General features: G+C 47.2%; 16 protein-coding genes and 1 tRNA gene. 10 read left to right on the plus strand and 7 right to left on the minus strand.

What is annotated here, in order from left to right:
• Positions 1-115: 115 nt before the first annotated feature.
• Positions 116-2,974 (plus strand): M16 family metallopeptidase, encoded by a 2,859-nt coding sequence (locus SFV55_RS19225; protein ID WP_320031166.1) that lies wholly within the window; start codon positions 116-118, stop codon positions 2,972-2,974.
• A gap of 157 nt (positions 2,975-3,131) precedes the next feature.
• On the plus strand, positions 3,132-4,034 hold the full coding sequence (locus SFV55_RS19230) for a 1-aminocyclopropane-1-carboxylate deaminase/D-cysteine desulfhydrase (protein ID WP_320031167.1): 903 nt from the start codon (positions 3,132-3,134) through the stop codon (positions 4,032-4,034).
• Between the two features lie 72 nt (positions 4,035-4,106).
• Here SFV55_RS19230 and SFV55_RS19235 read toward each other — a convergent pair whose 3' ends face one another.
• Positions 4,107-4,688: a YdeI/OmpD-associated family protein gene (locus tag SFV55_RS19235; protein WP_320031168.1), complete on the minus strand. Its 582-nt coding sequence runs from the start codon at positions 4,686-4,688 to the stop codon at positions 4,107-4,109.
• A gap of 174 nt (positions 4,689-4,862) precedes the next feature.
• Entirely contained in the window at positions 4,863-6,197 is a 1,335-nt protein-coding gene (locus tag SFV55_RS19240) for a sialidase family protein (protein ID WP_320031169.1), read from the minus strand.
• 136 nt (positions 6,198-6,333) lie between these two features.
• Between SFV55_RS19240 and SFV55_RS19245 the strand changes: the two genes are divergently transcribed.
• The 5 genes from SFV55_RS19245 (at position 6,334) to SFV55_RS19265 (ending at position 9,647) form a co-directional block, all read left to right on the plus strand.
• On the plus strand, positions 6,334-7,002 hold the full coding sequence (locus SFV55_RS19245; RefSeq protein WP_320031170.1) for a DUF2461 domain-containing protein: 669 nt from the start codon (positions 6,334-6,336) through the stop codon (positions 7,000-7,002).
• 24 nt (positions 7,003-7,026) lie between these two features.
• On the plus strand, positions 7,027-7,713 hold the full coding sequence (locus SFV55_RS19250) for a hypothetical protein (RefSeq protein ID WP_320031171.1): 687 nt from the start codon (positions 7,027-7,029) through the stop codon (positions 7,711-7,713).
• A gap of 190 nt (positions 7,714-7,903) precedes the next feature.
• A complete protein-coding gene (locus tag SFV55_RS19255) occupies positions 7,904-8,602 on the plus strand; it encodes a YARHG domain-containing protein (RefSeq protein WP_320031172.1) in 699 nt (232 codons plus the stop codon).
• 104 nt (positions 8,603-8,706) lie between these two features.
• A tRNA-Gln gene (locus tag SFV55_RS19260) sits at positions 8,707-8,777 on the plus strand.
• Between the two features lie 138 nt (positions 8,778-8,915).
• The gene (locus tag SFV55_RS19265; RefSeq protein ID WP_320031173.1) at positions 8,916-9,647 is read left to right on the plus strand and encodes a hypothetical protein; all 732 of its coding nucleotides are present in this window, start codon (positions 8,916-8,918) and stop codon (positions 9,645-9,647) included.
• A gap of 91 nt (positions 9,648-9,738) precedes the next feature.
• Here SFV55_RS19265 and SFV55_RS19270 read toward each other — a convergent pair whose 3' ends face one another.
• The 3 genes from SFV55_RS19270 to SFV55_RS19280 all read right to left on the minus strand — a co-directional run bounded on the left by SFV55_RS19270 (position 9,739) and on the right by SFV55_RS19280 (position 10,932).
• Positions 9,739-10,305, minus strand: a complete 567-nt coding sequence (locus SFV55_RS19270; protein ID WP_320031174.1) for a hypothetical protein — start codon at positions 10,303-10,305, stop codon at positions 9,739-9,741.
• Positions 10,306-10,417: 112 nt separating this feature from the next.
• Positions 10,418-10,705 carry a type II toxin-antitoxin system RelE/ParE family toxin gene (locus SFV55_RS19275; protein ID WP_320031175.1) on the minus strand — a complete coding sequence of 96 codons (288 nt, stop codon included), beginning with the start codon at positions 10,703-10,705 and terminating at the stop codon, positions 10,418-10,420.
• Between the two features lie 2 nt (positions 10,706-10,707).
• Positions 10,708-10,932, minus strand: a complete 225-nt coding sequence (locus SFV55_RS19280; protein ID WP_320031176.1) for a hypothetical protein — start codon at positions 10,930-10,932, stop codon at positions 10,708-10,710.
• Between the two features lie 73 nt (positions 10,933-11,005).
• On the opposite strand from SFV55_RS19280, the gene SFV55_RS19285 reads away from it, so the two are divergent.
• Both SFV55_RS19285 and SFV55_RS19290 read left to right on the plus strand, forming a co-directional pair.
• Complete coding sequence (locus tag SFV55_RS19285; protein ID WP_320031177.1) at positions 11,006-11,578, plus strand: ATP-binding protein; 573 nt, start codon at positions 11,006-11,008, stop codon at positions 11,576-11,578.
• 319 nt (positions 11,579-11,897) lie between these two features.
• Entirely contained in the window at positions 11,898-12,176 is a 279-nt protein-coding gene (locus SFV55_RS19290; RefSeq protein WP_320031178.1) for a heavy metal-binding domain-containing protein, read from the plus strand.
• Between the two features lie 22 nt (positions 12,177-12,198).
• On the opposite strand, the gene SFV55_RS19295 is transcribed toward SFV55_RS19290, so the two are convergent.
• Positions 12,199-13,497, minus strand: a complete 1,299-nt coding sequence (locus tag SFV55_RS19295) for an amidohydrolase family protein (protein WP_320031179.1) — start codon at positions 13,495-13,497, stop codon at positions 12,199-12,201.
• 242 nt (positions 13,498-13,739) lie between these two features.
• Here SFV55_RS19295 and mscL point away from each other — a divergent pair, with 242 nt between their 5' ends.
• Positions 13,740-14,138, plus strand: coding sequence for a large-conductance mechanosensitive channel protein MscL (gene mscL / locus SFV55_RS19300; protein WP_320031180.1), 399 nt, complete (start codon positions 13,740-13,742; stop codon positions 14,136-14,138).
• A 103-nt stretch (positions 14,139-14,241) separates the two neighbouring features.
• Here the strand turns inward: mscL and SFV55_RS19305 are convergent.
• The coding region (locus SFV55_RS19305; protein ID WP_320031181.1) for a T9SS type A sorting domain-containing protein at positions 14,242-15,300 on the minus strand (1,059 nt) is incomplete at its 5' end.

A 15,300-nucleotide genomic window follows, 5' to 3' on the forward strand; every position in this document is an offset into this window, starting at 1 on the left:
CGCTTTGGCCCGATTTGTGTGGGAGGAATAATCGCCGGATTGAAGTCAAAAAAAACTATTCTTCGCTTCAATGCATTATATTACATGCTGTTTTATAAAAAAATCTGGAGAAGAGATGATTGACGCAAAAATGCAATACGCTTTCAAAACCGTCCCTGACGACTTGTTGAAAGTCCAACGCTATACCCTTTCTAATGGATTACAATTGTTTTTAAGTGTAAATAAAAATGAGCCAAGAGTGTACACCAATATTGTAGTTAGGGCGGGGTCCAAACAGGATCCACCGGAAACTACAGGCCTGGCGCACTACATGGAACATATGTTGTTTAAAGGCACTAGCCGCATTGGTACGCTGGATTGGGAAAAAGAAAAAGTGCTGCTGGAGCAAATTTCTGATTTATACGAAGCACACCGTGCTACTCAGGACGAAGCGGAACGTCGGCGGATTTATGCCGAAATTGACCGGGTATCTTTTGAAGCAGCCAAATTGACAGCTCCCAGCGAGTACGATAAATTGGTGAGCAACATCGGTGCAAAAGACACGAATGCCTACACCTGGGTTGAGCAAACCGTTTATGTCAATGACATCCCGGCCAACGAACTGGAGCGCTGGATGCAACTGGAATCTGAACGTTTTCGGATGATGGCGTTGCGTTTGTTCCATACAGAATTGGAGACCGTTTACGAAGAATTCAATATTTCTCAGGATAAGGATGTCCGCAAGGTCAATACTGCAATTCGGGAAGTGCTTTTCCCTTCACACCCTTACGGAACCCAAACAACCATTGGATCAGCAGAACATTTGCGCACCCCTTCCCAGGTAAACATCCAGAAGTATTTCCAAACCTACTATGTACCCAACAACATGGCTCTGGTCATGGCGGGCGATTTTGACCCTGCCGAGGTGGTAGAATTGGCAGAAAAATACTTTGGCGTTTACGAGCCCAAACCCGTGCCGCCCTTCTCTTTTTCCCTACAACCCGATTTGAACGAGCCTGTTCTAAAGGTGGTTTATGGGCAGGAACCTGCGTTGGTCATGCTGGCCTGGCGTTTTGATCAGGCCAAATCGGCCGATACCCTTTTCCTTTTGCTGATCCGAACCCTTTTGTACAACGATCAGGCGGGTTTGCTCGATCTGAATGTCAACCAGCAGCAGAAGGTGTTGGAATCGGAATCCTGGTTCTGGTTTTATGAAGATTATTCTGTCTTTGGTTTGTACGGCAAGCCCCGGGAAGGTCAAACCCTGGAAGAGGTCAAAGCAATTCTCCTGGGCGAACTGCAGAAAATTTGCCGGGGTGAATTTGAAGAATGGATGGTAGAAGCGGTTATCAACGACTACAAACTGGGCCAAATCATGGCCTCGGAGTCCAATAGCGCCCGGGTCAATGCCATGACCAGCAGTTTCATCCTCGGGATGGACTGGGAGCACTACACCCGCCGAATCAGCGACATTGCCAAAATCACCAAAGAACAAATTGTCGAATTTGCCCAAAAGCATTTCAAAGACAATTACGTTGAGGTCCATAAGGTCCAGGCGGAAGATTCCAATGTGATCAAGGTGGAAAAACCCGTGATCACCGCGGTGGAACTCAATCGGGACTCAGTATCTGAATACGCCCAGGCTTTCCTCGACATCAGTACCCCAAGGATTGAGCCGGTTTTTGTCGATTTTGAAACTGCCATTCAATCCACCACGCTCAAATCCGGCATTCAGCTTGATTATGTTCGCAACCCGAACAATTCGCTTTTTCGCCTGGACTATATTTTCCCGATGGGAAAAAACAGCGATCGCAAATTGGCCATTGCCGTACAATACTTGCCTTACCTGGGTACCAGTCGCTACAGTTCAGCCGATTTGCAACGTGAACTATACCGTTGGGGGCTGAGTTTCGAAGTCAGTAACGACGACGATTATACCTACATGACCCTGAGCGGCCTGGAAGACAACATGCTCAAAGGCCTGGAGTTGTTGGAGCACATCATCAGCAATCTTCAACCAGATGCTGCCATCCTGCAAAATGTGGTCACGGATGCCTTGACCCACCGGGCCAATGCGAAGAAGGACCGGAATGTGGTTTTGCGCAATGCCCTGGGCAATTACGCGCGTTATGGCACCGATTCCCCATTCACCTATCGCCTGACCGTAGAAGAATTGCGCCAACTGGAAGCCGACGAACTTTGCCAAAAAATCAAGGACCTGAATGGCTTCGAGCACAAGATTTACTACTATGGCCAAATGCCCATGTCGGAAGTAACCAATTTGCTGGAAACCCATCACCAGGTTGCTACGCCGCTTAAAAAGGCAGTGCCATCCCGCGCTTTTACTCAATTGGACACCAAAGAGAACCAGGTGGTTTTTCTGGATTTTCCCATTGTACAAACGGATGTCATGCTGGTATCGAAAGGTACTCCGCAGTTCAACATGGATGAACACCTGATCAGCGATTTGTTCAATGACTATTTTGGTCTGGGGCTTTCCTCCATCGTTTTTCAGGAAATTCGGGAATCCAAAGCCTTGGCTTATTCCACCTATGCCTTTTACAGCTCCCCGCGCAAGCGAGAGTGGGCGCACTACCTGCAAGCCTACGTGGGTACCCAGCCGGATAAATTGTCGGATGCCATTCCTACTTTCCTGCAATTGTTGAATGAGATGCCCGTGGTCGACTCTCAAATTGAGCACGCCCGGCAGGCTATTCTGAAACGTATTGAAAGTGAGCGCATCATTCCTTCCCGGGTGTATTGGACGGCACGCGCCAATCGGGAGCTGGGCTATACAGGGGACATGCGTCAGGAAATTTATCAACATACCGAACGCTCCAGCAGCCGCGATTTGGTGGCTTTCCACGAGGAATACGTGCGGGGTCGGGCTTATACCTTCCTAGTGATGGGCAGCAAATCTCAGGTCGATCTGAACTACCTGGAAAACTTCGGGGCACTGAGAGAAGTGAGTTTGGAGGAAGTGTTTGGGTATTAATAAAGTTGAGGAGTTGAGGGGTTGAGAAGTTGAGGCTACAGCAAGAATGGGTGTGTGTTAGTGTGTGACTGTGTGCGTGTGCCAATGGCGTCTAAGTCACTTGCGGTAGCCTCAACTTCTCAACTTCTCAACCCCTCAATTCCTATACTTCATAATTATGCAGGCTCTTTTCCACCATCCGCCCAGCCCAATCCAAATCTTCCATCATCCCATCCTGGAAGCTCAAAACCTCACTTGTTTCATCAAACGTGACGATTTATTACAACTGGAAACCCAAGCCGGGGATCAGGCGTTTTGTGGCAACAAATGGCGCAAGCTAAAATACAACCTCAGTGCTGCCAGGGAACAGGGTTATGGAACATTGCTTACCTTCGGCGGTGCGTTTTCCAATCACATTGCCGCTACCGCCAGCGCTGGAAAATTGTTTGGTTTCAATACGATCGGCATCATCAGAGGGGAAAAGGTAGAGCCCTTAAACCCAACGCTGGAATTCGCTACATCTTGCGAGATGAAGTTGCACTTTTGGTCTCGCGAAGCCTATCGGCGCAAAGATGATCCACAGGTATTGGCTCAATTGCAGGAACAATTTCCTCAAGCCTACATTATCCCGGAAGGAGGCACCAATGCCCTGGCTTTACGCGGCTGTGCAGAAATTGCAGAAGAGCTACTGGCCCAGGAACAGCTGGATTACCTTTGTTTGAGTTGTGGCACCGGTGGGACCCTGGCTGGAGTGATTCAGGGTTTGGCGGGCAGAGCCTTTGCACTGGGTTTTTCGGCTTTGAAAGGAGATTTTCACAAAGTAGAAGTTCAACAATTATTGAGTTTAAACAACCCCAACAACTGGGCGGTTGCTACCGAGTATCATTTTGGGGGATACGCCAAAACGCCTCCTGAGTTGCTGGATTTTTTAGTAGAAATGAAAAAGTATAACCTGCCTTTGGAACCAATTTATACCGGTAAAATGATGTGGGGAGTGCTCGACAAGGCAAAACAGGGCTATTTCCCATCAGGTTCGCGGATTGGGGTATTGCATACGGGTGGAATGCAGGGTTGGCGATGAGTGAAACACATAGTATGAGGGTGAAAAATGCTTTTGCCATCCTCAAAGGCATAGATTCAGCTCAGCGTATAGCTAAAAATCCTTCAGCGGCTGCGTCCCATACATTTTGCCTTGCTTGCTCATTTTGATCAAATAATTCAAGCGTTTTTGTTTCTCCGCCTCGCGGCTATTGCCCGTGATCTCATTGATCCAACCTATTTTGAGGCGCTTGTAAAAGTGAGGGAATTTGGAAAAATTCTCCCAAACCTCTGGATCCTGCTGCAATTGTACCACGATCCATTCGGGAATTACCAGCGGATCATCCATCTGCCCGATTTGGTCCGCGATGGGGGCTACCCCCGCTGGAGTCATTAGTCCCTGTTGTTGCAATTTCCAGACTCGCTGCCGGTTGAGTTCAGACAAGAAGGTTTTTTTCTTACGGGGGGTGATGCGTTGCACCGCACTTTCTTCGTCGTATTTTTTGTTTACCCCATCAATCCAGCCAAAACACAGGCATTCTTCCACCATGTCATCGTAGGGAAGAGAGGGTTTGCCGGTAGCCTTGCGGTAGGTCTGCAACCAAACCTCCGTTTTTCCGCTTTGATGGTAGGTTTGTAACCAGTCCCGCCATTGTTGGCGATTGTGGGGGTAGAAGACTTCGGTGATTTCAGGCATAAAAAAGGTTTAAGGAGCTTGAGCCATCGATTGCTTAGGTGATTCCTTAAGTGTCTTAGGTTTCTTAGGTGGTGAAAATTAAAAACCTGCGAAGCAGAGTATTCTTTCACCACCTAAGAGACCAAAGACACTTAAGGAATCACCTAAGAAGTACGCTATTCTCAACTCATTACTTTATTTCAAACGCACCAGTGCCGTCCACACACTCAATGTCCCATTCTGCAAACGGGTCCAAATCGGGCGCACCCGACCATTGTACACACTAATGTGGTTGTAGTCGCCAAAAAAGATCCCTTTGGTGGGCGTGAAAGGCGACTGGCTGATTTTGGCATTGACAAAGGTTTTGCCTCCGTCTTTGGAATAAGCCAGGTAGACATCGGTAGCGTCCCCTTCGTGGTTGCGGCGGTCGTAAAACAACACGTAAAGGTAGCCCGTCACGGGATCGACGGCCAGCCAGGTAAAGAACTGGTGCTTGCCTGCGGCATCATTGTTGACGCGAATCGGGGCGCTCCAGGTATTGCCTCCGTCGCTCGATTTGGAGAGGAATACATCCGTGTCGTTGGTGCCGTTTCTCTGGTCGCACCAGTTAACGTAAATGGTGCCCCGGTTGGGGCCATTGCTCAAATCGGTAGCCGTGATGGGTAGCCCATTGGCGCGGTAAATGCCGGGAATGTCGAAGGTCCATCCTCCTGGTTGATCGGCTACTACTTTGTCTGTCGCGAGCCAGGTTTTGCCGGCGTCCAGCGAACGATCAAAATAAATTTTATTGTTGTAAGCCCAGGCCACGTAAATTTCGCCATTGGGACCGATGGCGGGTACTGCCCCCTCGGTGGTTTGGTCGTCGTCGAGGCAGTCGCCTTCCAATTGGCTAAGGCTGGCCTCGCTGCTCCAGGTTTTGCCCCCGTCGGCTGAGCGGGCAAAAAGGATACGGGATTTGTCCTTGGGGTCGCGGCTGTCGTATTTGTCGAATTCGGTCCAGGTCATCACGATGCTGTTGTCGCGGGGATCAACCGCCAGCCAGTGTTTGTCCTGGTCTTTGGGATGACGTAGGCCAGCGTAGGTACCTTGCGACCAATTGGCACCCCCATCGGTCGATTTTTGGATTACAATGCGATCCAGCCAGCCGGGGTCACCACCGCTGCGGCCATTGGGGTCGGAGAGGTGCGCGTAGTAAAAATCCCCTTTGGTATCGGCCAACAGAACCGGGTCGCCGTAAACGCCATAAGGGGAAACCAGGGTCTTTTTTTTCCAGGTAATTCCCCCATTGCTGGAGTAATACACCCGATCCAAAATTGCTCCGGCCACCACTATATTGGAATCGGTGGGCGAAATGGCAATGCTGGGCTCACAAGGGCCCGCCCCAAAGGCAGCAGCCGAACTATCAATGCGGATATTGGGAAAATTGGCGACAATTTCGGTAGGGGTGACCGGGGCACTGGGGGTTTGGCGCTGGCAGGCCAATAAGACGGACACTGCAATAATGTATAATAAAGCGGAGGTTCTAAACATCTTGGCATAGTTTTGTTGGGACAATTTATTGATATTTTATCAGATTTGAAATCTATTCCGGCCTCTATTTATTTTATGTTTTCTTTGTACACGGGTTCAAAAAAATGTTTTTAATTTTGAGCTAAAACCCATCACCATGCTCCAATCATCCACTTTCCAGTTCATCAAGGATCTAAAAGCCAACAACAACAAGGAATGGTTTGAAGCCAATCGCAAGGTGTACCAGCGCGCCAAGGAGGACTTCCTCGTTCAGGTACAAGCCATCATTAACGGTTTGGAAAGTTTTGATGCTGAAATTGCCTTTGCCAAACTGGAGCCAAAAAAATGCATCTTCCGCATCAACCGCGATACCCGTTTTTCAGCCGACAAGTCACCCTACAAAACCAATATGGGGGCCTGGTTCAGTGGCGGCGCCAAGGGATTGCAACGGGCGGGTTATTACCTGCACATGGAAGACGGAGGCTGTTTTTTGGCAGGAGGCATGTACATGCCCGAAGCGGAAGCTTTGAAAAAAATCCGCCAGGAAATCCACTACAACTACAAAGATTTGCAGGCTATTTTGGCTGAGATCAGTTTCCAAAACTTTTTCCCCCGCGCTTTTGATCCCGACCTCAAACTCAAAAAGGCACCTCAAGGGTACAAAGAAGACAACCCGGCGATTGAATTGTTGAAACTGAAAAGTTTTACGGTATCCCATAATTTTGCGGAGCAAAAACTGATGGAACCTGGGTTCAACGACTTCGCGCTGGACGTCTTCAAAACCATGCAACCTTTGGTAAAATTCCTGAACCAGTCGCTTGATTAAAATATCGCCTTATCTCTAATTTTTATGCATAAACTCTACTACGCAGTTGCTGTGACCTTGTTGTTCGCCACGAGTGCTTGCCGCCTTTCCGAAACCAAGGACGCTTTGCCCAAACAAACGGTTGACCTCTTTGTGCGCTACCTGCAACCCGAACAAGAATACAAGGCCGAGGCCATCCTGCTGGAAGGTGATTCCCTGCCGCTGGCCAAATCGGTGCGTTTTCCGGCAGGGATTCGTTTTTTGGACAAAGAAATGACCGCCATCCAAATGTCCGAAAACCTGCTGCGCTATTCCACCGAGTTTGGAGGCGCCTTTGCCCAACAGGCGGCTTTCAACTTTCAAGACAAAACAGGCAACAATCAGCGCATTTCCTTAAGCCTGGAAGTTTTGGGCGAAATCGAACTCAAGATGCCGGATCGCCTCGAAGGCCAGGTTGAGCTCAATATCGCCAGTGGCGGGGTGTTGAAACAAGGGGAAAGCCTGGTTATGGTTTTGACCGACCGCAACGGACAGGCTTCTACGGTGACCATCGAAGGGCCGTCCACCAGTGGCAGTTATTCCTTCCCATTGGTCTCTTTTGGCAACCCGGCCAAAGGCAATGCCGAAGTGTATCTGGTAAAAAAACAGGTGCGGGATGAACAGAAAGGTAAACTGCAAATTCATTTGGCCGAGGAGTTGTATTCGGCTTCTTTGCAAGTGAAAATTCCTTGATGTTCTAATGCAGGTCTTCACAGTCATAACCCATAATCGCTAAGGTGCTTCTTAAGTGCCTTCAGTTTCTTAGGTGGTGAAAATTAAAAACCTGCGGAGCAGGGTATTCTTTCACCACCTAAGAAACTGAAGGCACCTTAGGAACCACCTTAGAAGTTTTAATACCTTGTTTCATTCAATCATCAAGCGCATGACCAAACTTGCCCTGCTCCTCCTCCTTCTCCCCATCGGCCTGAGCGGCCAAAAAATGGGTTTCGACGACATCGATGGCCGCAAACTGAAACCCTGGCTCGTCAAAGACAAAGCAGCCTACCAAATGGCCTACCATTTTGGCGATTCCGAAGCCGAGTCCAACCTGCTGCTCCTCGTGGATGCAGGCAAATGTTACGCCCAGATCTCCTGGGGCGAATGGACCAACGATGGTGCCAAATGGCTCAAACGTTTTGAAACCCTCAGCAACGTACGCATCGAAGGCAATCGCTTCTTTTCCAGCAAAACCAATGGTGAATTTGTGCTCTACATCGACAAAGGGGATACCACCCGCTGCCTCAAAGTGTACCAGCCCTGGAGCGGCGTTACGGAAAAAGGCCAATACGAAGTGGGTTTTGTGGCGGGTAAGGCTGAACTGTTTGTGGATGGCCAATTTCCACAAGCTTCCCTGCGCCAACTCAGCAGCGCCGAATTGGCCAAAATGTCCAAAGCCGACCTGCAACTGATGCGCAACGAAATTTATGCCCGCTATGGCTACCTCTTCAAAGCAGGCGGCGCCATGCATACCCACTTCAGCAAACAGGACTGGTACCAGGGCCAATCTGCCGACGTGAACAAATTCCTGACCGAACTGGAACGCAGCAACTTACTCTTGATCCAACAGGCCGAAAACAAGTAAAAGCTGCTTTATTTTGAAAAAAAATTGCTCAGCACTTGCGTATAATGGCACGACGTATTACTTTTGCGTCACTCTTGGAAAAAACGCTTTCTGAGACTGGTTCCAGACCCATGGTGTAACGGTAGCACATCTGATTTTGGTTCAGCTTGTTAAGGTTCGAATCCTTATGGGTCTACATAGAAAAGGCATAATTACTTGTTCTGCAAGTTTTTATGCCTTTTTTGTTTTGGGGGTGGGGATAGGCGCCCTAACCATAGTATAACATAAACTAAGATTCTGAAACCTTGAGTTCAAAATAACCCCTTGAAAAAACATGGGAAAAGACAAACAACTTGGCATTTGTTCGATTTGTGGGGAGAATAAAGAATTAACTTTTGAGCATCTACCTCCAAGAGCGGCTAAAAATGATCGCCCAGTGAATATACAAGACCATCGGCATCTTTTTTTGCTATCAAATGAAAACTCCTATTTATATGAAAAATTCAGCAAAAGCCCCAAAGGCTTAGGCGGTTACAAGCTTTGTGAGTCCTGTAATACAGGTGGCAACTATGCAAATGATTATGCAAAATTAGTTGATGAGGCTTTTCCTTCGGTTATTATGCACAGAAATGATAAGTCTGTCCAGTTCTCACTTAATATTCACCCATTAAATGTGTTGAAACAAATTTTGATCTTTCATCTCTGTGCTGATCAAGCCTTAGGAGCACTGCGAGAAATAATACAGGAAAACAATTTTATTTTAGACCGGCATCAAAAGGAACTCTCTCCAGAGATCAAAGTTTTTATGTACGCAACGCTATCTGATAAACACAGGATGTTTGGTGTTGCAACAGGGCTTTTCAACTTTCCTGGTAAAGTTGCTACATACAGCGAATTTAATTTTCATCCTTTTGGCTTTATTTTAAGTTTAAACTCTGATCCTCCTTTAGACTCAATGATGGAAATAACTCATTTTAAAGACTACAATTATAATGAATTAAGTACTATTGACTTTGAATTACCTTTATTGAACGTGATTAATGAGAGGATGGCATTTTATTTGTAATTTCAATCTTCTAGAAATACTATTATTGTGTGTAAATAATTGCCAATAATTTCCATAAGATAAATTATCACATAAGACACCTTTAAGAAGCCTATAACCAAGAAGCTCCATTCCCAAGGTAGGCAGATGCACTTGAGTTAGCAAAGCCTGTTGGATCAATTGAACCATCACCTGGAACAAACAAAAATGGCTTATTCATCTTGTCCTCCGGCTCTTCTGGTGAGATCGAAGCAATTACCCATTCGCAGGCTTCCTTGAAATCTGCGTAAAAATCTTCACACCTTAAGTTGATACAATCCCGCCCTAAAATAATATGTCTCTCAAGATGTGCTCTCTCGTTTTTAGAAGACAAGGTGATTCCTGAGTCAGGCTGGGCGCTGTGCAATAGGCCACAACGCAATCCGCCATACAGGTTAAGTTCTTCCAAAAGCTCCTCGTATTTTTGAAGAGGTGGGATTTCTTGGATCGCCTTTTCAAAAGTTTCACTGGATTTGCCCGTATTATGCCAATTGGGTCGATCTGTTTTCAGGCACTTTCCCAAAAATTCAATGCCCGTGCTCATGATCATGAAAGCGTGATAAGGATGGCGATTAACTATGTCTTCGAGTTCATGAATGAAGACCGTTTGAATAAAGTTGGTAGGGTTTAATATTGCCATATTCTGTATTTGTCGTGTGAATGATTGTGCTAGTGGTAACTATTTTGCCTGCCCTCAAAGTTCCCGATGAGCTTGATTTTAAACCAAAACCGCTCCATGCGACCCTAAAATCTTAATAATACTCAGTATTCCGCCGACTATGCATAATCCTAGCAATCACAATAGCATCCCCTTGAATAGTATACGTAAAAATGTGGCGGAACTGCCGGATAATCCCCCGACGAATATCTCCTCTTACCACCGGATATAGTTCAGGAAATTGTAGAAGTAGATCAGTAATCTTGACAAACTCATCAATAAACTCGTCGCCCAAGCCGTCGCGCTGCTCAGTCATATAATCCCAGATATTTTGAAGATCTTCTCGGGCGCTTGGTGCGAGCAGAATGCGTTGAACAGCCATGTTTACTTGTGTAAATTGGCTATGGCATCCTGGAGCGGGATAGCCATAATTGTCCCTTCTCTTACCCCGGCTAGCTCAGCTTCCATAGCTTGCCACTCTTCTTCAGAGATAGAGCGAGTAGCTTCATCAGCCCACAAGAGGACATCGGCCTCAATGAGTTCAAAAAATCGCGCCTTTTCTATGGCGGAAAGCTGTTGATATTCCTGAATTAAGGTTTCGACACTCATACCACAATAATAATAGTTTATTCTGAAAATAACAATCCCTGCCTTACTTAAAGTTAATTGCCCGGGCTATCGTTTGATATGCAAGTATCTCGAGGCCGCCATCCGCGAAGCCTTACTGAATGCCATCGCCCACAAAGACTATGGCAGCGGCAACCCCATTCAGATCAAGGTGTCCGATCAAGGCATCATTTTCTGGAATGCTGGGCAACTCCCAGAAGCCTGGACGATTGACAACTTATTGAAAGAGCACCCTTCCATTCCCTTTAATCCCGACATTGCCACCGCATTCTTTAGAGCAGGTTTAATCGAAGCCTGGGGGCGCGGCACACTAAAAATCCTCCGGGAATGCCAAAACGCCGGGCTACCAACACCTATATTTGCTTATGATCCATCTGGTTTCAGGATTGAGTTCAAAAAAAAGTCGGAGAAAAGATCGGAGAAAAGGTCGGAGAAAAGATCGGAGAAAATCCTTGAATTGATGAAGGCCAATAGACTGATCACCATTGCGGAGCTTGCAGAAAGTTTAGCCATTGCTACTCGCAACATAGAGAAGCATATTGCTAAGTTAAAAGAAGATCAGCGGATAGAACGGGTTGGTGCGGATAAGGGCGGGTATTGGGAAGTATTGGATACCACTGAGAAGTGATTTTTCCCAAGCTCATATTTGCTTCATGATGCAAGCCTCTGGAATGATGTTAGATGTGAGGGGAGGGTTGCGCCTAGTCCCGCCGATAAAGCGGCGGGTTACAAGATGTTAAATGCGATTGAGCGATGAATTTTCAAGTTCATCGCAAGGTCAATCAAGCGCTTCAAACTTCGCTAAAAACACATCTGTTAAGGTGGAATTCCAAAAAAGTTCGGTGTAAGGTTCGGAGAAAAGTTCGGAATTGAAAAAAGAGGCAAATCCTTAACAACAATTGCCTCCTTTTTTTTATGTTACACAATCTTTCATTAAAAAGCAAAAAATGAAACCTGTAAAATTGTTGCGTTCGGGCATCCTCCATTTATGTTTTGCCTTGTTTTTCTGGTCTTGTGGTGGAAACCATTCTGCTGCCCATGAGCACCAGCAAGACGATAAGGCTCAAACCGAACAGAAAGCGGAAAAAGGCAAAGCGTACACCTCTGCTTATGTTTGTCCAATGCATTGTGAGGGCAGTGGAAGCGAAGAAGCAGGCAAATGCCCTGCTTGTGGAATGGATTATGTTGCTCAGGCAGAGCATAGCGAAGATGGCCACAGCCATTGATAAACATGAAAACAAGGCAGCTCTACTCCCCCACATACTTCTTCCCATTCTTCATCACAAAAACCACATTAAAAATCGTTTCCGGGAAATTCGCTTCCACATCGCCTTTCACGGCGATAATATCCGCCCAGGCGCCTTTTTTGAGCACACCCAATCTGTTTTCAAGCCCCATAAATTTGGCGGAATTGATTGTGGCTGCTTTGAGGATTTCGAGGGGTTTCATCCCTGCCTCGTGGTAAGAGACCAAGACAGATTTGGCTGCATTGCCCTGGGGTTCCTCCATGTTGATGTACATATCCGAACCCGCCACAATGGTCACCCCGTGTTGAATGGCCCGACTCAAACGATCATGTTGATCGGCCAGGATACCTTTAATTGTTTCTTCTTTATTGCCCTGGAAGTCCTGGGCTTCCAAATATTTGGCCATGATTTTTTTGCTGGCATCCGTGGGCACTAGAGGAATCCCTTTGCTGGCCATGAGTTTTAAGGTGCTATCGGCCACTTCGTAGCCGTGTTCGATGCCATCCACTCCAGCCATTACTGCTTCCCATACGGCCTCGTTATCGGTGGCGTGAGCAGTAACCTTTTTTCCGTAGCGATGCGCCATATTGACGATGGCTTTCATTTCATCGATGGTGAGGGAGGTATTGTTCGGGGTGTTGTTGGAACAGATTTTGATGATGTCGGCCCCGTAAGTGATGTTTTCCCGCACCGCATTGATGGCATCTTCCTTGCCCTTGATGATCCGGTATTCTTCGCTCGCCAGGTGTTTATGTTTGTGCAATACACCTGGAAACTGCCCACCTTCGGAGCTTAAAATCGGGCCGGAAACGAACATGCGTGGCCCTACCACTGCACCTTCATTGATGGCTCTTTTTAAGGCTACGTCCAAGAACTGACCCGAATTCCCCAGATCTTTCACGGTAGTAATGCCTGCTTCCAAAAAGGTCTTGGCTCGTGCCGAAGCGCGCAAGGCCCGGAGCGCGTCGCCCTCCATCACCACAGCCTTGATGCCTTCGGTAGACAAATCACTCTTGAGCGATTCCAGGTACAACAAATGCACATGGGCATCGATCAAACCAGGCAGCACCGTGTATGCTGACAAATCAATCACTTCTGCACCTTGGGGAATTGTGAGGTTGCTGCCCACATTTTCAATGACATTACCTTTGACCTGAATGACCTGATTGGAAACCAGTACTCCTTTGGCACTGTCGAATAATTTTCCCGCTTTGATAAAGACCTCTTTGGGCGCCTGTGCCACCATAAATTGAGGAATGGATAAAAATAACATCGAAAGGAGGGTGTAGAAAAATTTCATGGCGATGGAGTTGAGGCTTGTGAATGAAAGCATTATAAAAGTAGTAAACATTTTTAACACTTACTAGCCCAAAGCTTCGCTTGGGCTTGAAAAAAGCCATCACTGGTCAAATTTTGTGGGTCATTGACAGCCCGCAGGCTGGTCGCCTTAACTATTGGTTTTAAGCGAGACCACACTTAATTTATTTTTTGCGCACAGAAATTTTTATCTTCATTGAATGAACCTTCAAAAACCATACACACATGTTCAAGGAGTTTAAAGAATTCGCCCTGAAGGGCAACCTGATCGACACGGCTATTGCCTTTGTAATGGGCGCGGCCTTCGGCAAGGTAGTTACTGCTTTTGTAGAAAAAATGTTTGCTCCGGTAGTAGGCCTTATTTTAGGTGGAGTTAATCTCGCTGAAAAAAAATGGGTACTCCGTGCGGCTGAAGAAGGCGGCAGGCCCGAGGTGGCCATTGCCTGGGGCGAATTCATTACGGCATCTATTGATTTTTTGGTGGTCGCTTTTGTGATGTTTATGATCATCAAAGCCATGAACGCGGCGAAGCGCAAAGAAGCGGAGGCAGTACCGGCACCACCAGCGGGGCCAAGTGATGTAGAATTGTTGGCTGAAATCCGAGATTTGTTGAAGAAGGGGTAGGGCAGCGGCCTTAACAACAAAACCCCCGATCACCTTAGCAATCGAGGGTTTTGTGTGGGTAGAGACGCACGGCCGTGCGTCTCTACATCGTCCCAATCATGGGTTATTCCACAATAATCATCTTTTTGGTAGCCGTGTGCTCTTCAGCTTCCAGCGTGTAGTACAACACACCAGTAGCATTGAAGTCACTCGCTTTCAGCACCACTTGATTGGCACCCTTGGCATAATCAGCGCGGATGCTTTTCAGCACGCGGCCGGTTACGTCGCTGATGGTCAGGGTAGCTGCAGCAGCCTTTGGCAGATTGAAGCTGATCACCGTTTCACCATTGAACGGGTTAGGCGTGTTTTGCTTCAACTCAAAGCCATTGGCCAGGGCTTCGGCTGTGCCAAACTGCAGGGCAACACCCAGTTGCTCATGGTTTTGGTTGTAAGCTTCAGCAGACACTACGCGGTTCAGGCTCAGCGCATTGCTCAATTGAGCATCCGTTTTTGCACGAAGTACAAGGGTAAACAAGGCACCTTGTTTGAAGTCACCATTCCAGGAAGTAGTAATCACTCCCTCATTTTGGAACACTCCAAAGTTTTCGGCTTTGGCTACGCCATACACCAGATCTACCAATTCTACCTTGCTCTTGTCCAGGCTCAGGGCAAACTGATAACCTTGTACACCTTTCAGGTCAGCAGCATTGAATTCAACGCTGTATTCCTGACCAGCCTTCAGCGCAGTTTCAGCAGCCTGAATGTTCAGGGTACCACTGGTGCGTACTTCAGCGCTGGCAGCAGCACTTACCGTTGCACTGGCATTCACATCACCCACTTTGATGGCAACGAAGTTGGCCGTCGCATTGGCAGGGATGTCGTTAATGCTCACCACTTCTGGGAATGCTGCAGCCCATGGGTTATTGGCATTCGGGAAATTGTAAGCGGCATCTACAAATCGCCAGGAAGTGTTGTTGGCAAAGTGTGTGTCAATGTTCAGGATCAACTTGCGCAGGGCAATCAAGTCCAGAGTACTGATCGTCTTGGAGTTGTTCACGTCAGCAGCAATCATTTTGTATGGACTGTTCAACGCCGTTACACCGAGGATGTGCTTCTGGATCAATACCAGGTCAAAAGTAGATACACCATTCAGGTGGTTTTTGTCCAATTGTGGAGTTACGGT

Source organism: Haliscomenobacter sp., from assembly GCF_033763495.1.
Classification (GTDB): Bacteria; Bacteroidota; Bacteroidia; order Chitinophagales; family Saprospiraceae; genus Haliscomenobacter.